This is a genomic window from Plantibacter auratus (assembly GCF_050587365.1).
GTDB lineage: Bacteria > Actinomycetota > Actinomycetes > Actinomycetales > Microbacteriaceae > Plantibacter > Plantibacter auratus.
The window spans coordinates 456,046-476,260 of record NZ_JBOBFV010000003.1 but is presented as its reverse complement, the minus strand read 5'-3'; the positions used below and the strand labels follow the sequence as shown (position 1 = coordinate 476,260).

Annotated in this window: 18 protein-coding genes; 16 read left to right on the top strand and 2 right to left on the bottom strand. The window is 72.2% G+C overall.

Going from position 1 to position 20,215, the window contains the following annotated elements:
* Positions 1-88 precede the first annotated feature (88 nt).
* The 13 genes from ACQ3HE_RS15060 to ACQ3HE_RS15000 all read left to right on the top strand — a co-directional run bounded on the left by ACQ3HE_RS15060 (position 89) and on the right by ACQ3HE_RS15000 (position 14,901).
* Positions 89-1,678 (top strand): FGGY-family carbohydrate kinase, encoded by a 1,590-nt coding sequence (locus ACQ3HE_RS15060; protein WP_430893289.1) that lies wholly within the window; start codon positions 89-91, stop codon positions 1,676-1,678.
* Positions 1,675-2,460 (top strand): DeoR/GlpR family DNA-binding transcription regulator, encoded by a 786-nt coding sequence (locus tag ACQ3HE_RS15055; RefSeq protein ID WP_430893288.1) that lies wholly within the window; start codon positions 1,675-1,677, stop codon positions 2,458-2,460. Before ACQ3HE_RS15060 ends, ACQ3HE_RS15055 begins: the two co-directional genes overlap by 4 nt.
* Positions 2,457-3,461: a 1-phosphofructokinase family hexose kinase gene (locus tag ACQ3HE_RS15050; RefSeq protein WP_430893287.1), complete on the top strand. Its 1,005-nt coding sequence runs from the start codon at positions 2,457-2,459 to the stop codon at positions 3,459-3,461. Before ACQ3HE_RS15055 ends, ACQ3HE_RS15050 begins: the two co-directional genes overlap by 4 nt.
* Positions 3,458-4,957: a rhamnulokinase gene (locus ACQ3HE_RS15045; RefSeq protein ID WP_430893286.1), complete on the top strand. Its 1,500-nt coding sequence runs from the start codon at positions 3,458-3,460 to the stop codon at positions 4,955-4,957. Before ACQ3HE_RS15050 ends, ACQ3HE_RS15045 begins: the two co-directional genes overlap by 4 nt.
* The gene (locus tag ACQ3HE_RS15040; protein ID WP_430893285.1) at positions 4,954-5,796 is read left to right on the top strand and encodes a class II aldolase/adducin family protein; all 843 of its coding nucleotides are present in this window, start codon (positions 4,954-4,956) and stop codon (positions 5,794-5,796) included. The genes ACQ3HE_RS15045 and ACQ3HE_RS15040 overlap by 4 nt, the downstream gene beginning before the upstream one ends.
* Positions 5,793-6,539: an SDR family oxidoreductase gene (locus ACQ3HE_RS15035; protein ID WP_430893284.1), complete on the top strand. Its 747-nt coding sequence runs from the start codon at positions 5,793-5,795 to the stop codon at positions 6,537-6,539. Before ACQ3HE_RS15040 ends, ACQ3HE_RS15035 begins: the two co-directional genes overlap by 4 nt.
* Before the next feature lie 57 nt (positions 6,540-6,596).
* Entirely contained in the window at positions 6,597-7,364 is a 768-nt protein-coding gene (locus ACQ3HE_RS15030) for an SDR family oxidoreductase (protein ID WP_430893283.1), read from the top strand.
* A gap of 64 nt (positions 7,365-7,428) precedes the next feature.
* On the top strand, positions 7,429-8,484 hold the full coding sequence (locus tag ACQ3HE_RS15025; protein ID WP_430893282.1) for a DUF4432 family protein: 1,056 nt from the start codon (positions 7,429-7,431) through the stop codon (positions 8,482-8,484).
* 159 nt (positions 8,485-8,643) lie between these two features.
* The gene (locus tag ACQ3HE_RS15020) at positions 8,644-10,053 is read left to right on the top strand and encodes an FGGY-family carbohydrate kinase (RefSeq protein ID WP_430893281.1); all 1,410 of its coding nucleotides are present in this window, start codon (positions 8,644-8,646) and stop codon (positions 10,051-10,053) included.
* Positions 10,054-10,141: 88 nt separating this feature from the next.
* Positions 10,142-11,062 (top strand): hypothetical protein, encoded by a 921-nt coding sequence (locus tag ACQ3HE_RS15015; RefSeq protein WP_197479028.1) that lies wholly within the window; start codon positions 10,142-10,144, stop codon positions 11,060-11,062.
* An 87-nt stretch (positions 11,063-11,149) separates the two neighbouring features.
* Positions 11,150-12,139 (top strand): LacI family DNA-binding transcriptional regulator, encoded by a 990-nt coding sequence (locus ACQ3HE_RS15010; RefSeq protein ID WP_430893280.1) that lies wholly within the window; start codon positions 11,150-11,152, stop codon positions 12,137-12,139.
* 74 nt (positions 12,140-12,213) lie between these two features.
* The gene (locus ACQ3HE_RS15005) at positions 12,214-13,365 is read left to right on the top strand and encodes a CPBP family intramembrane glutamic endopeptidase (protein WP_430893279.1); all 1,152 of its coding nucleotides are present in this window, start codon (positions 12,214-12,216) and stop codon (positions 13,363-13,365) included.
* Positions 13,366-13,446: 81 nt separating this feature from the next.
* Positions 13,447-14,901 (top strand): LCP family protein, encoded by a 1,455-nt coding sequence (locus ACQ3HE_RS15000; protein ID WP_430893278.1) that lies wholly within the window; start codon positions 13,447-13,449, stop codon positions 14,899-14,901.
* A gap of 12 nt (positions 14,902-14,913) precedes the next feature.
* On the opposite strand, the gene ACQ3HE_RS14995 is transcribed toward ACQ3HE_RS15000, so the two are convergent.
* Together ACQ3HE_RS14995 and ACQ3HE_RS14990 are read right to left on the bottom strand one after the other, a co-directional pair.
* Positions 14,914-15,819, bottom strand: coding sequence for a LysR family transcriptional regulator (locus ACQ3HE_RS14995; protein WP_430893277.1), 906 nt, complete (start codon positions 15,817-15,819; stop codon positions 14,914-14,916).
* A gap of 130 nt (positions 15,820-15,949) precedes the next feature.
* The gene (locus ACQ3HE_RS14990; protein WP_430893276.1) at positions 15,950-16,813 is read right to left on the bottom strand and encodes an endo alpha-1,4 polygalactosaminidase; all 864 of its coding nucleotides are present in this window, start codon (positions 16,811-16,813) and stop codon (positions 15,950-15,952) included.
* A 61-nt stretch (positions 16,814-16,874) separates the two neighbouring features.
* On the opposite strand from ACQ3HE_RS14990, the gene ACQ3HE_RS14985 reads away from it, so the two are divergent.
* From ACQ3HE_RS14985 to ACQ3HE_RS14975, 3 genes are all read left to right on the top strand, one after another.
* Positions 16,875-17,069 carry a hypothetical protein gene (locus ACQ3HE_RS14985; RefSeq protein WP_079707354.1) on the top strand — a complete coding sequence of 65 codons (195 nt, stop codon included), beginning with the start codon at positions 16,875-16,877 and terminating at the stop codon, positions 17,067-17,069.
* 99 nt (positions 17,070-17,168) lie between these two features.
* Positions 17,169-17,744, top strand: a complete 576-nt coding sequence (locus ACQ3HE_RS14980; protein ID WP_159880357.1) for an isochorismatase family protein — start codon at positions 17,169-17,171, stop codon at positions 17,742-17,744.
* A 78-nt stretch (positions 17,745-17,822) separates the two neighbouring features.
* Positions 17,823-20,093, top strand: coding sequence for an MMPL family transporter (locus ACQ3HE_RS14975; protein WP_430893275.1), 2,271 nt, complete (start codon positions 17,823-17,825; stop codon positions 20,091-20,093).
* Positions 20,094-20,215 lie beyond the last annotated feature (122 nt).

Below are 20,215 nucleotides of genomic sequence, written 5' to 3'. Positions count from 1 at the left end.
ATCCCTTCCGATTCGGTGGGATCGGTGCAAAGATCAACATGATCGGGCGCACCCGACAACGACGATGACGACGAACGGAAGGCCGCCGATGGCTGAGCACGGGCCGCACAGCGCACCCCACGAGTCGGGGTCGCGGTTCCTGCTCGGGATCGACGTCGGGCAGACCGCCGTCAAGGCCGTCCTGCACGACGAGCGGTTGCTGCCGGTCGCGGTCGCACGGCGCGCGAGCCCCGTCGACCGCCCGGTCGCCCGGCACGCCGAGCGGTCGCAGGACGCCCTGTGGGCCGCGGTCGCCGATGCGGTGTCGGAGGTGATGGCGACCTCGGGTGTCGACCCGACCCTGGTCGCCGCCGTCGGGATCACCGGCCACGGCGACGGCCTGCACCTCGTGACCGCCGCGGGAGCGCCGGTCGGACCGGCCATCACGGCGATGGACTCCCGGGCGCACGTCGAGGCCGCCGAACTCGCCTCCGATCCGGACCGGCTGCGCGTGGTGCTCGAACGCTCCGGACAGCTGCCGACGCCGGGCGCCGCCGGCAACCTCCTCCGCTGGTTGCTCCGCCACGACCCGGAGCGTGTCGAGCAGGCAGACGCGATGCTCTTCTGCAAGGACGTGGTCCGCCTGCGGCTCACCGGCGAGATCTCCACCGACTACTCCGACGCCTGCGCCTCCTTCCTGGACGTCGGGACCGCCACCTGGAGCGCCGAGGTCCTCGACGCCTACGGCCTGCCCGCCGAACTGCTCCGTCTGCTGCCGCCGATCAACCCGAGCGGCACGATCGTCGGGTCGGTGCTGCCGGAGGCCGCCGCGGTCACGGGCCTCGTCGCCGGGACACCGGTCGTCTCGGGGCTCCACGACGTGCAGGCCTCCTCGATCGGCATGGGAGCGCTCGTCCCCGGGCGGCTCGCCCTCGTGGCCGGCTCGTTCAGCACCAACGGCGTGACGACGACCCAGCCCGACGTGGACCCGCGGTGGCAGTCCCGCCTCTCGATCACCCCGGACCTGCGGATCGCGATGTCGACCTCGGCGACGGCATCGCCCTCCTTCGACTGGACGCTGCGGCTCCTGGGCGTGACCGACGCCACCGGCCGCGACGCGCTGATCGCCGAGGCCGCAGCACTCCCTCCGGAGGAGCAGGTGCCGCTCGTCCTGCCCTTCCAATCGGACTCGCCGCTCGGTGCCGAAGCCTCGGCCACCCTCACCGGCGTCCGCGACTGGCACACCCGGGCACACGTCCTGCGCGGAGCCCTCGAGGGCATCGTGCTCATGCACCGCTGGCACACCCGTGCGCTCGGCGAACGGTTCCGGTGGGACGAGCCGATCGTCCTCGGCGGCGGCCTCGCGCGGTCACCGCTGTACGTACAACTCGTGGCCAACGCGCTACGAGCACCCGTGACGGTCGTCGACTCCGAGGAGGCCGGAGCCCTGGGTGCCGCGATCGTCGCCGGGGTCGCCGCCGGACTCCTGCCGTCGGTGGAACAGGCCCAGCGCGACGTCGTCCGACACGCACCCGCCGTCCTGCCGACGGACGCCTCGGCCGCGTACTGGGCCGGGGTCGGAACCGCGTTCGACGAGCTCGTCGAGGCCATCGGCCCCTGGTGGCGACGGCGGGCCGAGGAGTCGAGCCCCGACGGTCCGGCGTCCGAACGCGACGACCGTGCCGGGGTGGAACGATGAGCGCGTCCGTCGGCGGGCGCGGGACGGCCACGTCCAGCCCGGTGGACGACCGGCGTCGGGAGATCCTCACCCGACTCGACCAGGACGGGCGGGTCGAGGTCGGCGTGCTCGCAGTGGACCTCGGCGTGACCGAGGAGACGATCCGGCGCGACCTCCGCGTCCTCGAACTCGACGGACGCCTCCGACGCGCGCACGGCGGGGCGGTGCGTACCGACCTCGACCCGGGCCAGGACTCCGGGGTGTCCGGTGCGCTCGCGGCGCAAGCGCTGACCCTGGTCGACCCGGGTTCAGCGGTCTTCCTCGGCGCGGGCTCGGCCTGCGAGGCGCTCGCCGCGGGTCTCGCCACGACCGCCGGGACCGTCATCGTGACCGGCTCGGTGCCGGTGGCGTTGGCCGCGGCCGCTGCCGATGAATCGGCCGTCGTCCACCTCGTCGGCGGGACGGCGGACGGGCGCGGCGTCCTCACCGGCGCCTGGGCGCGCGAGCAGCTCGCCGGTCTCCGCCTCGACGTCGCGGTCGTCGAGGCGCTCGGTGTCTCCGCGGACGGCCGACTGCTCCACGCCTCGCCGGAGGAGGCGGCGGTCGTCGCGTCGGCGGTCGAGCTGGCCTCCACGACGATCCTCCTGGGCGACCCGGCGACGTTCGGCGCAGACGGCCTCGCGGCCTCCGTCCCGGCCGCTCGTCTCGAGGTGGCGGTGGTGCATCAGGGCGTCGACGAACCGACCCTCGACACCCTCCTCGCGACCGGCGTCCGCGTCGAGACGGTCGGGGTGGACGCATGAGCGGCATCGTCACGGTCACGCCGGCGGCCGCGATCGACCAGACCTACCGCGTCGACGGGCTGCGACTCGGCGACGTCAACCGGGCGGTGGGCGTGTCCACCGAGCTGAGCGGCAAGGGCGTCAACGTCGCGCGGGCGGTCACCCTCTCTCGGCTCGCGGTCCGTGCGGTGGTGCCGATGGGTGCGGACGGACGGATCCTCGCCGACGACCCGGCACTCCGGACGTTGCTCGCCGTGGTCCCGACCGACGGTCGGACGCGGGTGAACACGACCATCCTGGACGCCGCGAGCGGGACGACCAAGGTCAACGAACCGGCGATCCCGCTGCGCGCCGAGGACTGGGCCGCCGTCGTCGCGACCGCCGGGGCCGAGATCGACCGGATCGGCGCGGACTGGCTCGTCCTCTCCGGCACGATCCCGACAGTCCAGGGTGGCACCGGCCTGGTCGACATCCTCCAGTTGCTCCGTCAGGCGGGTGACCGGGGAGCGCGCGTGGCCGTCGACACCGCGGGTGCGGCGCTCGAGACCGCCGTCGCGAACCTCGACCTCGTCCACCTGCTCAAGCCGAACGCGCACGAGCTCGCCGAGCTCACCGGCCGTGAGCTGCTGACGATCGGTGATGTCGCCTCCGCCGCCGACGAACTGCACCGTGCCGGCTGCGACCTCGTCTACGTGAGCATGGGGGCCGACGGAGCGCTCCTCCGCACGGCGGCGGGCTTGTGGCACGCGCACGTCGCAGCCACGGTCGTGAACACGGCCGGTGCCGGCGACGCCTCGTTGGCCGGATTCCTCGTCGGACTCCACGGCGAGGACGGACGGGACGATCCGGCGGCGGCGGTCGCTTCGGCCGCCGCCTGGGGTGCACTCGCCGTGTCGAGCGCGACGACCATCCTCACCTCCCTCGAGGCGCTGACCACACCGGTCGCCGTCCAGGACCCCGACCCGACGACGCCGCTGAGCGAACCGGCCACGCCGCCACACGACGAGGCGACGACGCCATGACCGATCAGACCGTTCCACGCTTCCACGCCGCCGTGGACCTCGGTGCGTCGAGCGGTCGCGTCATGCTCGGGCGCTGGGCCGACGGCCGCTTGGAACTCACCGAGGTACACCGGTTCCCGAACGGCCCGATCATGCAGGACGGTCGACTCCGGTGGGATGCGGAGCGCCTGTTCGAGGAGACCATCGTCGGGCTCGCGGAGGCCGTCCGGATCGCAGCGGCCGCCGGCGGCGTGCTCGACGGGATCGGGGTCGACAGCTGGGGCGTCGACATCGCACTCGTGGGGGCCGGCACCGGTACGGCGTTCCCGACCGTGCTGCATCACCGCGGCGCCGACGCCGATGGACCGGCCCGTGCCGCCGTGCTCGTCGACGCCGCGACGGCCTACGCGGTGACCGGCGTGCTGGAGCAGACCATCAACACCTCGTATCAGCTGCGGTCCCGCGCCGAGGACCTCGACCCGCGCCGAGCCGACGGCGATCGCCCGACCGTGTTGCTCGTCTCGGACCTCTGGGTGTGGCTGCTCACGGGCGTCGTCGGAGCGGAGCGCACGATCGCCTCGACGACGCAGCTGCTCGATCAGGGCACCGGCGACTGGGCGGCGGAGCTCATCCGTCGCTGGGGTCTCGACGGCTTCGACTTCCCACCGGTGGTCGCACCGGGGACGGTCGCCGGCCCGACGACGCAGGAGGTCACCGCGCGTCTCGGGTCGAGCGTGCCGATCCCCGTCCACCGCGTCGCGGAGCACGACACCGCGTCAGCCCTCGCCTTCGCCCGCCCGGACGGCGCGGAGCTCCTCGTCTCGAGTGGCAGCTGGTCCCTCGCCGGGGTATGTCTGCCGGCGCCGGTGCTCACCGAGCGCGCGCGGGCCGCCGGCTTCACGAACGAGGCCGGTGTCGCCGGATCCTCACTGCTCCTCCGCAACCTGGCTGGGATGTGGCTGCTCACGGAGTGCGCCCGCGCCTGGTCCGCCGAGGACGGCAGCGCGGTCGACCTCGTCGAACTCGTGGCGGCCGTGTCGGAGCTGGAACGAGACGCAGCCACGGACGTCACGCCCGCCGTGTTCGACGTCGCCGACCCCCGGCTGCTCGTCCCGGGTGACATGCCGGAACGGATCGCGACCCTCTGCCGGGAGACCGGACAGCGTCCACCGGGGGGACGGAGCGACGTCGTGCGCAGCGTGGTCGAGAGTCTCGCGGTCGCCTACGCCGAGACGGTCCGGGCCTGCGAGGCGATCACCGGGGTGACGATCCGTTCGGTCCGCATCGTCGGCGGCGGATCGCGCAACCGGCTCCTGTGCGCCCGCACGGCGGCACGGACCGGTCTTCCCGTCACCGCTGGTCCTGCGGAGGCCTCGGCGCTCGGCAATCTGGCCGTGCAACTCGTCGCGGCCGGCCACGCGCCGTCACTCGACACGGTCTACCGGCACGGCCAGGACGACCACGACCACGACGACCACGACCACGACGACCACGACCATGAGCGGACACCGACATGACCGACCGCATCGACCAACCGGAGACCGAGACGGACCTCCTCGACCGCTTCGTCGCCTTCTCGCGAGACCTCGGGCGTCCCGATCGGGCGTGGGCGCTCCTGGCGGAGGGCAACACCTCCCTGCTCCTGACCGAGGACGGTGCTCGGGCGATGCTCGTGAAGGCGAGCGGCGCGTCCCTGGCCGTGGCGACCACCGAGGACGCGGTCCGTCTCGCGATCGGACCGGTGCTCGACCTCGTCGACTCGCACACGGGCGGGGATGCCGAGGTGGCCGCGCTGTTCGATGCCGCGGCGCTCGCCGGGAACGGTCGGCGCCCCTCGGTGGAGGCGATCCTCCACGCCGTCTGCCTCGACCTGCCCGGCGTCGTCGCGGTCGGCCACACCCATCCCGTGCCGGTCAACGCGCTGTTGTGCTCGCCGTCGGCCGACGCCCTGACCCGCGGGTCGCTCTTCCCCGACCAGATCGTGGTCCTCGGCACCGATCCGCTGCTCGTGCCGTACGTCGACCCCGGGCTCGAGCTGGCCCGCACGGTCCGCCGCCTGCTGCGCGAGCAGCTCGCAACGACCGGCCGGGTGCCGAAGGTCGTGTACCTGCAGAACCACGGGATGTTCGCCCTCGGATCGAGTACGGCCGAGGTCCTCCGGATCACCGAGATGGCTGTGAAGGTCGCCCAGGTGCTGCTCGGAGCGCTCGCCGCCGGCGGGCCGGTCTACCTGAGCGACGAGGCCGTCGCCCGCATCGACACGAGACCCGACGAACTGCTGCGTCGAGCCGCGCTCGCCGCGCGGGAATCGACCACCGACCGCGCCGGGACGGCGCACGGAAGGACCACGACATGAGCGTGTCGACCAGCGCCACCGACCTCACCGGGCAGGTCGCGATCATCACCGGAGCGTCCTCGGGCATCGGCCGCTCGTACGCCCAGGCGCTCGCCGGTGCCGGGGTGCGCACGGCGCTCGTGGGACGCTCCACCGAGCGACTCTCGGGCGTCGCCGACGCCCTGCCGACACCGAGCGTCTTCCTGGCGGGTGACCTCGCCGACCCCGCCGTGTCCGAGCAGGCCGTCGCCCTGGCGCTCGCCGCCTTCGGACGCCTCGACATCGTCCTCGCCAACGCGGGCCTCTACGTCGGCGGTGACGTCGTCGACACCCCGATGACCGCGATCGAGGAACTCGTCGGCGTCAACGTCCTCGGAGCGATGGCGACGGTTCGCGCAGCGCTGCCGCACCTCGTCGAGCAGGGCGCGGGCGACGTCCTGGTGACCAGCTCGGTGTCCGGTCACCAGGACATCCACTGGGAGCCCGTCTACTCCGCGACGAAACACGCCATGCAGTCGTTCGTCCACACCACCCGGCGGAACCTCGTCGGATCCGGGGTACGGATGGGCGCGGTCGCCCCCGGCGTCGTGCTCAACGAGCTGTGGGGGATCGCCGAGGGGGCTTCCGGGGTGGAGGACCAGATCGCCGCACGCACCGGCATCCGTTCCGAGGACGTCGCCGACGCCGTGCTCTTCATGCTCACCAGACCCCGACACGTCACCATCCGCGACCTCGTCATCCTGCCCACCGACCAGGAGATCTGAGCGACTCGCGTCGCCCGACGACACCTCCACCAGCCCGCCCCGATCGAAGGACCGCACATGTTCTCTGACCTCCACGGCCGCACGGCCGTCATCACCGGCGGGGCCCGCGGGCTCGGCTACTCGATCGCCACGGCGCTCGCCGCGCAGGGCGTCCAGGTGGCGCTGCTCGACCTCCTGCCGACCGTCCACGAGTCAGCCGAGCGGTTGGCTTCCGAGTACGGCGTCCGCACCTCGGCGCACCCGGTCGACGTCACCGAGGCCACCGCCGTCGAGGCCGCCTTCGCCGCTGCCGAGGCCGCGCTCGGCGCGCCGTCGCTGCTCGTGACCGCGGCGGGCATCACCATCTGGGGCGACAGCGTCGACGTTCCGGCGGACACCTGGCGGAAGGTCCTCGCCGTGAATCTCGACGGCACCTTCTTCGCCGCGCAGTCCTTCGCCCGTCGTGCCATCGCGGCGGGTCGGCCTGCCTCGGCCGTCTTCATCTCGTCGATGTCGGCGTTCATCGTGAACCAGCCGCAGTTCCAGGCCTCATACAACGCCTCGAAGGCGGCGGTCAGTCACCTCGCGTCGTCACTCGCGGTCGAGTGGGCACCCTCCGGCGTCCGGGTCAACGCGATCGCCCCCGGGTACTTCCTCTCGGACATGACCCGCGAGTTCACCGAGGCGAACCCCGACCTCGCCGCCGAGTGGACCGCGGACATCCCGGCGGGCCGGATGGGGCAGCCGGAGGACCTCCACGGGCTCGTCCTGCTGCTCGCGTCCGACGCCTCCTCGTACCTTACGGGCCAGAGCCTCGTCATCGACGGCGGCTACACCGCCCTCTGAGCCAGCCCCGCCCGCCGAACCGTTCGACCCGACCGCACCGACCGCACCGACCCGAGGACCCGCCATGACGACGACGCCGCCCGAACAGACGCCTGACGACCAGGTCGACCGCGACGCCGTGTGGGGCGCCCGGCGTCGACGCTTCGTCGAAGCCCGATCCGGTGCCGTCGAGCGTGCGTGGGCTCCGCGTGCGGTCCGCGTCGACGACGGGCCGTCGACGGGCCGGCGCCAGGTCGAACTGCGCCACCTCGGCGGACTCGAGGTCACGGTCGAGGTCGACCAGTTCCTCGACCTCGGCGAGGCCTCCTGGAACGGCGAGGTCGTGTCGTTCGTCGCGCCGACGACCGCTCCGCAGGCCGAGAGCTGGGCCCGTCGATGGCAGGGCGGTCTGCTGACGACCTGCGGACTCACCGCCGTCGGTGTGGCCGCAGAGGCGGACGGTGGGATGCACGGTCGGGCGCATCGTATCCCGGCGACCGTGACCCGCCGCGAGGGGCGATGGACCGCGGCGGGCCGGTACGAGCTCCTCGTCGACGGCCTGCTCCGCGAGGGCGCCGTGTTCCAGCAGAACCTCACGGTGACCCGCAGCATCCGAGCCGAGGTCGGCGTCGCGCGGATCCGTCTGCACGACGTCGTCCGGAACGAGGGGTTCGTCGCCGAGCCGGTGCGCCTGCTCTACCACGTGAACCTCGGCTGGCCGGTGCTGCACGGCGGTGCCGTCGTGGCGGCCGAGGCCGACGTCCCCGGCGGGGCGGGGTCCGAACGCCCGGACGCCGGTGGCTGGCGGCGGGTGATCGGCGAGCCCGAACCGGCTGCCGACGAGCAGGTCGACGCCCTCGACGCGGTCGCCGGGCCCGACGGCTGGTCCATCGCGACCCTGTCGGGCGAGGCCGGCACGGTCACGGTCCGGTTCCGGCCGGAGCAGTTGCCGTTCCTCACGGTGTGGCGGAGCACAGCCGCGGGGTCGTACGCCCTCGGCATCGAACCCGGCACCTGCTGGCCGAGTCACGCCGCCGGTCCGGATCGCGGAAAGGCCGGCCGGATCGTGGAGCCCGGGGAGTCGTTCGAGGTCGATCTCGAGATCGTGTTCGAGCCGGCGGCGGACGACTTCGGCGACTGAGCCCACCGGCCTCCGCCAGCATCCGGTTCCCGGTTTCCGAAGAATTCACGCTGGGGTATGTCATCGATGACATGAACGAGGTATGCTCGCCATGACATCGATGACATGGAGTCATCGTCGGAAGCCGACACGGACGTCGGAACCTGAACGGACACCGCCGTGCACCCTGCTGCGAACCTCGACTCGACCGCCGTCACCTCCGTGGCCTCGGATCGACTCGTCGCCGGCCTCGACCTCGGCAGCACCGGCGTCAAGATCCTCGTGACCGACGCCGACGGCGCCGAGGTCCTCATCCACCAGCTGCCCACCCCGTGGCTCGCCGGTCCAGGCGGCACGACCGTGATGGAGGCGGCGTCCCTCATCGCCACCGTCAGGGAGCTCCTCGACCACGTCGGTGCGGAACTCGTCGACCGGTTCGGGCCGGCCGCGCGGGTCCGGGCGCTCGCCGTCTCCGGCATGGGGGAGTCCGGGATCGTCCTCGACGCCGTCGACCGGCCCGTCGCGCCTGCGATCGCCTGGTTCGATCCGCGCGGCGCCGAACAGCTCGCGGCCCTCCCGGCCGAGATCGCCGAGCAGTTCGCCGGTCGGACCGGCCTGCCGCTCGGCGTGCAGGTCTCGGTCATCAAGCTCCTCCACCTCCGAGACGCCGGACTCGACCTCGCCGGAACGCGCTGGCTCAACCTGCCGGAGTACCTCGTCTCGGCGCTCGGCGGCGAGGAGGCCGCCGAGTACTCGCTCTCGTCGCGCACCGGCCTGCTCGACCAGGACACGGGTGAGCCGTGGCTCGAACTGCTCGACCACCTCGGCGTCGACGCGTCGTTCCTCCCGCCGTTCACCGACGCCGGTGCCCCGCTCGGCGCCGCGAGCAGCCCGTGGGTGCCGCCGGTCTTCTCCGGTGCGGCCCTGACCGTCGCCGGCCACGACCACCTCGTGTCGGCCGTCTCCACCGGCTCGTTCCCCGCCGAGCGGTACCACGTGTCGATGGGCACGGCCGAGGTCCTGCTTCGACGCCTCGACGAACCACTCCCGTTCGCCGCCCGGGAACGCCTCGCCGAGGTGTTCATCAACTGCGTCCGTCACGTCGTGCCGGGCACCTGGGTGCTCGTCGCCGGCGTCAAGACCGGCCTGCTCATGCGTCGCACCCTCCAGCTCGTCGGGGTGACCGACCGCGCAGGGCGCGACCGCCTGGACGACGAGATCATGGCGCTCCCGGCGGGCGGGCTGCTCGGCGACGGTGACATCTCGGTCGCGGGCGCCCGGAACGACGACGGCGTCCTCAAACTCACGGTCCGTGCCGACGGCGCAGGACCGGCAGAGATCTTCGAAGCGGTGCTCCAGCACGGCAACGACGAACTCGCCGTGCTCATCGCGGCGATGGACCGCGAGGTCGCACCCGCCACCTCGGCGCTGCTCACCGGCGGCTGGGCCAGCATGCGGTCCGTGCAACGCGCTCGTGCGGCCGTCCTGCCCGGCGTGCAGGTGTCGCACCGGTCCCAGGACACGGCATACGGCGCAGCCGTCTTCGCCGGGGCCCTCCTCGAACCCGCCATCTCCCGATCACATCCCTGACCGACCGACCACCCGACGACCCAGATCGATCCTCCCCGGCGCGACCGCTGCCGGGATCAGACCCCATCCGAAGCACAAGGAGCACCTCATGAACGCAGTAGCCACCAGGACCAACGAGCTGACGACGCTCGAACGCCGCGCCATGGCCACGATCAGCACCCCGGGCGGCGGCATGCTCATCGTCGCCGGCGACCAGCGCAACGGCATGAAGGCCGTCATGACCGACGCCCCGAACGGCGCGGCCGGCATCAGCCGTGACGAACTCGCCGAGGCCAAGAGCGACCTCGTCCGGTTCCTCGGCAACCACGCACCCGCCATCCTCCTCGACCCGGAGGTCGCCCTCCCGCTCGTCGTCGACGAGCGCACCCTCTCCCGCACGACCGGTCTCGTCGTCGGCATGGACTCCTCGGGCTTCGACACCGAGAACGGTCTGCGCCGGACGAAGTACGTCCCCGGCATGGACGCCCGCCGAGTCCGCGAACTCGGTGGCGACGCCGCCAAGATGCTCTTCTACCTGCGCTCCGACCAGCGCGAGGCCGAGCAGGTCGTCATCGACGAGATCGCCCGCCTCGTGGAGGAGTGCACCGCCGAGGGCGTGCTGCTCATCGTCGAGATCCTCGTCTACCAGCTCGACGGCGAGAGCGACGAGGCCTACGCCGAGATCTTCCCCGAGCTCGTACGCGGTGCCGCGGAGATCTCCGTCGCCGCGGGTTCCAAGGTCCTGAAGCTCCAGTACCCGGGCTCCGCCGAGGCCGCCGCAGCCGTGACCGAGGCCGCCGCCGGCGTGCCGTGGGCAGTGCTCTCCGCCGGCGTCGACCACGAGACCTTCGTCGGTCAGGTCCGCACCGCGGTCGAGAACGGTGCCGGCGGCGCGATGGCCGGTCGTTCGCTGTGGAAGGATAGCCTTTCGATCTCGTCGGCGAAGCGTGAGGAACTGCTCACCAACCGTGCGCTGCCTCGCCTCCGTGAGCTCGAGCAGGTCATCGAGACCGCGCTCGCCGGTCGCTGACGGATCGCGGGCGGCGTCCTCGGTCGCCGCCCGCGAACCAGCCCGATCCGACCACGCCACCAAGGCGGAACCACCCGAGGAGCAGCCATGGCCACGATGCAGGACGTGGCGTCCCTCGCCGGGGTGAGCTCGAAGACGGTCTCCCGCGTGTTCAACGACGACCCGCACGTGCTCCCGGAGACGCGGTCGCGGGTCGAATCGGCCATGCGGGAACTGAACTACGTCCCGAACGTCCTGGCGCGCACCTTCCGCGCCGGGCGGTCCTCCTCCGTCGGCGTCGCGGTCCCGGACGTCGTCGACCCCTTCTTCGCCGCGGTCGTCCGCGCCGTCGAGGAGGTCTGCTCGGTGTCGGGCATCACCACCCTCGTCACGAGCATCGGCGACGACCCGGCGCGCGAGCGTGCCGTGCTCGACTCGCTGCTCCGCTCGCAGCTCATGGGGCTCGTGCTCGCGCCCGTCGCGGAGGACCAGTCGTGGCTCGCGCCGTGGGCCGAGCACACACCCATCGTGTTCGTCGACCGCGCCCCCGGTGGGCTCGACGCCGACAGCTTCGTCGAGGACGACCACCGCGGCGCCTACCTCGCGACGAGGCACCTGCTCGAGCATGGGCACACCCGGGTCGCCTTCATCGCCGACTCGGCACACCCGCCGAGCACCCGTCGCCGACTCGAGGGCTACCGTTCGGCGCTCGCCGAGAGCGGGATCGACCTCGACGACGCCCTCGTCAGCCTCGACGCGACGGACCGCGAACCGGCCGCCGCCGTGGTCGACGGCCTTCTCGCCCTCGCCTCCCCGCCGACGGCCCTGTTCTCGGCCAACGCGCGGGTGACGATGGCGCTCGTCCCAGCGCTGCGCTCGCGGGGGATCGCCTCGCTCGGCTTCGGTGACTTCCCGATGGCCGACCAGCTCGATCCGGCGGTCAGCGTCATCGAACAGGACCCGGCACGACTTGGCCGCCTGGCCGCCACCCGGGCGCTCGCCCGCTTCGGTGACGCGGACGGTGAGCACGAGCGCAGCACCGTCGTCCCCGTCGGGCTCCTCCTTCGGGAGTCCTGCGGCTGTCACCTCACCGGGTGATCCCCCGGTCGGCGGATGCGCCCCGCGCCGTCGCTCCGTAGCGTGGGAAGCTGTTCGCGACCACGGGGGATCACATGCAGCGACCGGACGACACACCGATCGAGGGCGGCTGGGCGCCGATCGGACAGCCCGCGCCTGGACCGATCCGGACGCCGATCGTCGGCGGGGCGCCCACACCGGCCGCGGGCCCGGTGATCGGTGCCGCCGGGCGGGCCGTGCTCGCGCAGCAGCCGGAGTCGGCGGCGGACCGCCAGCGCCGGCGCAACCGCGAGCTGGCCCCGATCCTGCCCACCAGGGTCCCGTGGGTCGCCGTCACGGTCTTCACCGTGCTCGCCGTGGGCCTCGCCTGGCTCATCGCCGCACCGCTGTGGCTGTCGGGTGAGGGACTCGCGAACCCCTGGTTCCAGCTCATCGCCCTCGGCATGATGTACACCCCGACCATCGCCGCGCTCGTCGTGGTGCTGTTCGTCGCCCGCCCGAGGAGCGTCCCGCGGCTGCTCGGACTCGCGCCGCTGCGTCCCCTCGGCCGGACCCTCGGGCTCTGCGCGGCGGCGCTCGTCGGGTTCCCCGTCCTCGCGTTCTGCTCCATGCTGCTCGGGCAGGCCATGGGGCTCATCGAGCTCGACCTCGTCGGCCTGTCCGGTCTCGCCGCCATCATGACCGCCTCGGGCGCCGGCGAGCTCGGGCGGGACGAGCTGACCACGGTCGCCCTGGTCCAGCTCCTCACCCTGCCCCTCGGCGTCCTGGTGGCATCGCTGTCCGCGTTCGGGGAGGAACTCGGCTGGCGCGGCTGGTTGCTGCCGAACCTCCTGCCGCTCGGCACCTGGCCCGCCCTCCTGCTCTCCGGGGCGATCTGGGGCGTGTGGCACGCACCGCTCATCCTCCTCGGCTACAACTACCAGCGGACCGACGTCCTCGGCCTGCTCCTCATGGTGGGCTGGTGCATGCTGCTCGGCGTCCTCATCGGCTGGTTGCGTCTCCGCTCCGCCTCGGTCTGGCCGGCGGTGATCGCCCACGGCGCGGTGAACGCCGCCGTCGGGGCACTGCTGCTGTTCGCCAGCCCGACGTCGATGCAGGACACCGGCAGTGTGTTCGGCACCCTGCTCGGCTGGCCGGGCTGGATCCTCCTCGCAGCGACGACGCTCATCCTGGTCGTCACCGGCCAGTTCGGTAAGCGTGCGGTGCCCGGGCTGCGTGGCTCGGAGGTCGCCTCGCCCGTGAGCTGATCTCCGACGCATGCGTGCCGCGTATGAGTCGCACCGGGCAGGCTGCTTGTCCGCCGCTTCGACGCTTGGTGCACTGGGACGATGCGCAGACCCGATCTCCCCGAGGCACCCGTCCGTCCACGTGCCGCTCACGCTCGCCGTCACGGCGGTGGGGTGAGCGCGCGGGTCCGCCGTCGGCGCCTCATCGTCGGCATCGCAGGCGGCCTCGTGCTCGCGCTCCTCGGGGGTGTCGGTGCGCTCGCACTGCGGCTGCAGGGCAACCTCAGCTCCGAGGCCATCGCCGCCCCGACCGGACGTTCGACCGAGCCCGCGCAGCCGGGCGCGCCGGACCCGGCGATCAACGTCCTCCTCCTCGGCTCCGACAGTCGTGACCTCGCGGTCGGCGACTACGGAGAGGACACCGGCACCAAGCGCAGTGACGCGATGGTGCTCGTGCACGTCTCCGAGGGCAACTCCCGGATCGACGCGATGCAGATCCCACGTGACACGCTGACCGACCTGTCGATGTGCACGGACACCGGCCGGGGGACGCCCGACGACTACGGCATGGTGAACGCGGCGTTGAACTCGGGGGCCGCCTGTTCGGTCGCCGCGGTGCAGGCGATGACCGGTGTGCCGATCGACCACTTCGTCGAGCTCGACTTCAGCGGCTTCCAGGCGATCGTCAACGGCATGGACGGGCTGGCGGTGTGTCTGCCGTCGGACATGGAGGACCCCTATTCGAACCTCGCGCTGCCCGCAGGAGCGCAGGTCATCGACGGGACGCAGGCGCTCGCGCTCGCCCGCACCCGGCACGCGGTGGGTGACGGCAGCGACATCTCGCGCCTCGGCAACCAGCAGATGGTGATGTCCGCGATCGTGCAGCGGGCGCTGAGTGCCGAGGTGCTCACCCGGCCGGACCGCCTCATCCGCTTCCTGGACGCGGTCACCTCCTCGCTCACCGTCGACACCGCGCTCGGCGACCTCGCGAGCCTGACCTCGCTCGCACACCGGGTCTCGCAGGTGCCGGCGTCGGCCATCACCTTCCTGACGATGCCGTGGACCGAGGCGCCGTCGGACGCCAACCGGGTCGTCCCGAGTGATGACGCCGCGATCGTCTTCTCGAGCCTCGCCACCGATGTCCCGGTGCCGATCGCGGGAACCGCTGATGTGTCCCCCGCCGAGTCGGTCGCCCCGGTCGAACCGGTGCGGGTCGAGGCGGTCAGCGTCCTCAACGGCTCGCAGACGAACGGGGTCGCAACGGCGACCGCCGACCGACTGACCGCTCTCGGCTACACCGTCGCGTCGATCGGCGACGCGGAGACGGACACCCCGGTCACGCTCCTGCTCGCGCGCGACTCGGACGCGGCTCGGGCGACGGCCGCCTCGCTCGCCCAGGAGTTGGGGATCACGGTCGTCGTGAGCGGCGAACCGGGACCGGACGAGGAGGACGTCGTGCTCGTCATCGGCGACGACTTCGCGTCACTGACCCCGCCTGCCGCGCCCGCGCCCGTCGAGGTCGAGTCCCGCAATGCCGCCGCAGACCTCTGCGGCTGACGCGGGTCGTCGTCAGTTCCCGGGTGGGACCCGCCCCGCCAATCGGAGGAAGGCACTCACGGCGGGTGTCCGGACGCTGTCGTGGCGCACGAGCAGGCCGATGCTCCTCGTGACCGGTGTCGGAAACCGGCGGACCCGGGCGCCGTTCGCCGCAGCCCAGTCGGCGAGACGCTCGGGCACCACGGTCAGCCCGACGCCGGCGGTCGCGAACCGCGTGAGCGCGTCGCGCTGGGTGGTCACGATGACCCGCGGTGGCTGCACGCCGAAGCGGGCGTAGGCCTCGTCGGTCACGGCGCGCATCGACGTCCCGCGCGGCAGGGTCACCAGGGTGTGCGTGGCCAGCTCGTCGCCGGTGATGGTCGGCGGCGTGTGCTCGGCCTCGCGCTCGGCGACGGTCCTGAGGCCGGGGAGGACGATCGCGAACCGCTGTTCCTCCAGGAGCCGCACCTCGACACCGGGGCCGGCGGTGGCCACATCGGCCACGCCGAGGTCGATGCGCCCGAGGTCGACGGCCTCGAGCAGTTCGGCGGAGTCGACGGCGCCCGTGACCTCGATGCGGACGTCGGGGTGCGCGGCGTGGAACCGGGCGACGAGCTCCGGGACGTGGGTCGCGACGAGCGAGGGGAGCGCGCCGATGCGGAGCGTGCCGGCGGTGAGCGCCTGCTGGGCGTCGGCGAGCGCGCGGAGCCCGTTCGCCTCCTGCAGCATCCGCCTCGCCGGGCCGAGCACGGACCGTCCGGCGTCGGTGACGTGCATGCGCCGACCGACCCGGGTGAAGAGCGCGAGCCCGAGGTCCGTCTCGCAGCGTTGGATGCGTCTCGTGAGCGAGGGCTGCGAGATCCGGAGGACGTCGGCCGCTGCCGCGTACGATCCGTAGTCGACGACCGCGACGACCGCCTCCAGCTGCTCCAGGTTCATGCGTCGTGGGTCCGGATCATGCCTCCACGCTACCGACATCTGCTGGAGATGCCTGGGCGCAGGGGTCCACCCCGCAACAGGATGCTTCGCCGCGGAAGCTCCTGCCCCGGAGCGGATCTCCTGCCGGGGCCTACCGAGCGCAGGCGTCGAAGACGTGGGCCGGGTCGTCGGCCGTCCGGAGGTCGCGGTCGCGCAGGATCGTGGAGAACGGGACCTGCGGATCGGCGCACACCTCGTCGAAGGTGCCGCGCAGGTCGTCCGTGTATTCGATGTCCAGCACGGCGTCGCCGTACACCTCGGTGTAGGTGGCGCACTCGTCGAAGCGGTGGCACTCCTCCGCGACGGCGAAGTCGAACCCGACGTCGTCCCGTCCTCGCGTGCCCAGCTCGGCGGCGTTCTTCTGCCCGATGAGGAGGCCCGCGTCGTGGGCGAGGTCGGCGTACCGGGTGGCGAGGGCGATCGCGTCCTCCACGGTGAGTCGACCGTCGGACCGGGTGTACGAGTCGAGGTTGTCGATCTCGACGGCGTCGAAGCCGGCCTCCGCGCAGCGGGTGATGCTCGCACCGACCCGCTCGGCGATGCGCGCACGACGGTCGTCGGTGGAGAGGTCGAAGATGAGTTCGTCGGGCCAGTTCTCGTCGATGACCGGTTCACCGGCATCGTCGGTGAGGACGAGGTCCGGCTCGGCCAGCCAGGCCTCGCGATCGGCCGGCTGGCTCTGGAACCCGTTGACGTAGCAGATCGAGTACCGGTCGGGGTCGGGGGAGTCGGTGCTGTCCCGGGCGACGCCGCCCACGCCGGCCGACGGCTCGTAGCCGCCACCCAGCTGGTAGTCGAAGACGACGTCCGTGGGGAAGCCACCCGCTGAGTGGGTCGGTCCGGTGTCGGAGCTCGCACCGCTGGGGAACGTGGAGCAGCCGGCGGCGGTGACCGCGAGCAGGAGGGCGGCGCCCGCGGCGGTGAGCAGGTGCGCGCGGCGGGGGAGACGGGTCATGTCTCCACCCTAGGTCGCGGTCCCGTCCCGGGGTCGCCGCTCAGCCGGTAGCGTTGGGGGCATGAAGTATCTGGTGTTGTTCTCCGCGGGTGCCGCGCTCATCGTGCTCGGGGTCGTCTTCGCGTTGCTCCTGGAGCTGCCGGTCGGGTTCCGGATCGCCGGGCTCGTCGCCATGCTCCTCGGCACCGTCGTCATGGGTGTGAACATCGGTCTCCAGTTCTTCGACCGCCGCAAGGAGCGTGCACGTCGGCTCTGAACCACGACGGCGCAACCACCTGACCCGGTCGGTTCCCCGGCGTTACCCTCGATGGAACCCACCTCCACCGAGGCGGGACGACGACAACCCGGAGGCATCGTGGCGCGCGCGCTCTTCATCATCGACGTACAGAACGACTTCACCGAGGGCGGTGCGCTCGGCGTGGACGGCGGCGAGGCCGTCGCCGCGGGGGTCACGCAGCTGTTGGCCGAGCACGGGGCCGATTACGCGCACGTGTTCGCCTCACGCGACTGGCATGATGCCGAGGGCGACAACGACGGTCACTTCGCGACGGGTGAGCCCGACTACGTGACGAACTGGCCGGTGCACTGCGTCGCGGGGAGTTCAGGCGCCGAGTACCACCACGCGCTCGACACCAAGAGCGTCGACACCCACATCCGCAAGGGCCAGGGCGCCCACGGATACTCGATCTTCGAGGGCGTGACGCCCGAGGGGCTGAGCCTCGACGAGGTCCTCACGGATGCCGGCATCACGGAGGTCGACGTCGTGGGTCTCGCGACCGACTACTGCGTCCGCCGGAGTGCGCTCGACGCTATCGAGCACGGCCTGCAGGTCCGCGTCCTCGCAGGTCTCGTCGCGCCCGTCGACCGGGCCGCCGGGGATGCGGCGCTCGCCGAGATCGCTGAAGCCGGGGGAGTCGTCGTCCTCGCCTGAACTCCGTCGCCGGGCACCCGACGCAGATAGTAAGCTAGCTGCATATTATTCGGAGCAGGGCGAGAACGGGGCGCGCGCATGACGCACGGACGACACGGCGGAACGCAGACGGACGCGGACACCCGGACGCAGCAGCGGGACCGTGCGGGTGCGCCGCGGTGGCTGCGGGTCCTGCTCCCCGCGGTCCTCATCCTCCTCTGGCTCACGGCCGCCGGCGTCGGCGGTCCGTACTTCGGGAAGGTGAGCGAGGTCGCGACCAACGACCAGACGAGCTTCCTCCCCGCGAGCGCGGATGCGACCGAGGTGCAGACGGCACTCGACGGATTCCGGGAGGGTGACGACATCCCGGCCCTCGTGCTGTTCGTCCGCGACGGCGGGATCACCGACGAGGACCGGGCAGCGATCGACGACGAGCTCTCAGCCCTGTCCTCCACCGAGGGCGTCGCCGACGGCGTCTCTCCGGCCATCCCCTCCGAGGACGGCGACGCGGTCGAGGTCTTCGTCCCGATCAGCGGCGACGCGGAGGTCGGCGACGTCGTCGAGGCCCTTCGTGCACAGCTCGCCGAAGCTGCCCCGGCGGGCCTCGACGTCTTCGTCACCGGCCCGGCAGGGTTCACCGCCGACCTCACCGACGCCTTCGCCGGCATCGACGGCATCCTCCTCCTGACCGCGCTCGGCGCCGTCTTCCTCATCCTCATCGTCGTGTACCGCTCGCCGGTCCTCCCGTTCCTCGTGCTCGGCACCTCGCTGTTCGCCCTCTGTACCGCACTCCTCACCGTGTGGTGGCTCGCAAAGGCCGGCGTCGTCCTGTTGAACGGGCAGGTGCAGGGCATCCTCTTCATCCTCGTGATCGGTGCGGCGACCGACTACTCACTGCTCTACGTTTCGCGGTACCGGGAGGCCCTCCGCGACCACGAGCGGCGGTGGGATGCGACGTGGGCTGCGCTCCGCGGATCGTTCGAGCCGATCGTCGCGTCGGGCGGCACCGTCATCGCCGGTCTGCTCTGCCTGTTGCTCAGCGACCTGAACTCGAACAAGGCGCTCGGACCGGTCGCCTCGATCGGGATCGTCTTCTCGGTCCTCGCGGCGCTCACCTTCCTGCCGGCGCTCCTGCTGGCCTGCGGTCGCACCTCGTTCTGGCCGTTGCGCCCGAAGGTCGGGAGCGAGCACCGGGTGCGCGCCTCGTCGACCGACGACACCGCCGTGCCGACCACCGGCCTGTGGGGTGGGATCGCCCGCCTCATCTCCCGTCACGCCCGCGTCGTCTGGATCGGGAGCACCCTGCTCCTCCTGGTCGCGAGCCTCGGGGTCTTCCAGCTCAAGGCGGACGGCGTCGCCCAGAGCGACCTCATCCTCGGCACGTCCGAGGCCCGCGACGGTCAGTCCGCCCTCGGTGAGCACTTCCCGGCCGGTTCGGCGAGCCCCGTGTACGTCCTCACGCAGGAGGGCGATGCCGCGCAGGTCATCGGGATCCTCGAGAAGGCCGACGGTCTCGACAGCGTCCAGGTGCTGTCGAGCGACTCCGCGACGGGCGCCGCGGATGCGACGGTGAGCGACGGGGAGGCGGTGTTCACGGCTCCCGCCGCGGGACCCCCGGGGACCCCGGTGGCGTCCGCCGAACCGACGGTCGACGACGGCCGCATCCTGCTCCAGGCGACGCTCGACGCGGCCCCGGACTCCGCGTCGGCGGAGGAGAGCGTGCGACAGTTGCGCTCGACCCTCGACGCCGAGGTCGGCACCCACACACCCGTCGGCGGCGTCACGGCGACCGCCATCGACTCGAACGACGCGTCCATCCACGACCGGAACCTCATCATCCCCGTGGTGCTCGCCGTCATCCTCCTCATCCTCATGCTGCTGCTCCGCTCGGTGCTCGCCCCGGTCCTGCTGATCCTCAGCGTGGTGGTGTCCTTCGGGGCGGCCCTCGGGGTCTCCGCGCTCGTGTTCAACCACGTGCTCGGGTTCCCGGGCGCGGATCCGAGTGTGCCGCTCTACGGCTTCGTCTTCCTCGTGGCGCTCGGGATCGACTACAACATCTTCCTCATGACGAGGGTCCGCGAAGAGTCGCTGCGGGTCGGAACGAGGGCCGGCGTGCTGCGGGGGCTGGCGATCACGGGTGGCGTGATCACCTCGGCCGGACTCGTGCTCGCGGCCACGTTCGCGGCGCTGGGCGTCATCCCGATCCTGTTCCTCGCGCAGATCGCGTTCATCGTGGCGTTCGGGGTCCTCCTCGACACGATCATCGTCCGGACGCTGCTCGTCCCAGCCCTCAGTCACGACATCGGGAGCGCCATCTGGTGGCCGTCGAAGCTCGCGAAGGGTCGGGTCGAGCACCGGCACGCGGCCTGACCGAGGCGGACGCGGGGGAACCGCCTCCGGCCACTGAGCTCACCTTCCGGTCACTGAGCGCCCCTTCCGGTCACTGAGCTTGTCGAAGTGCCCCGGACAGGTCCTCTGCAGCGAGTCCCCTG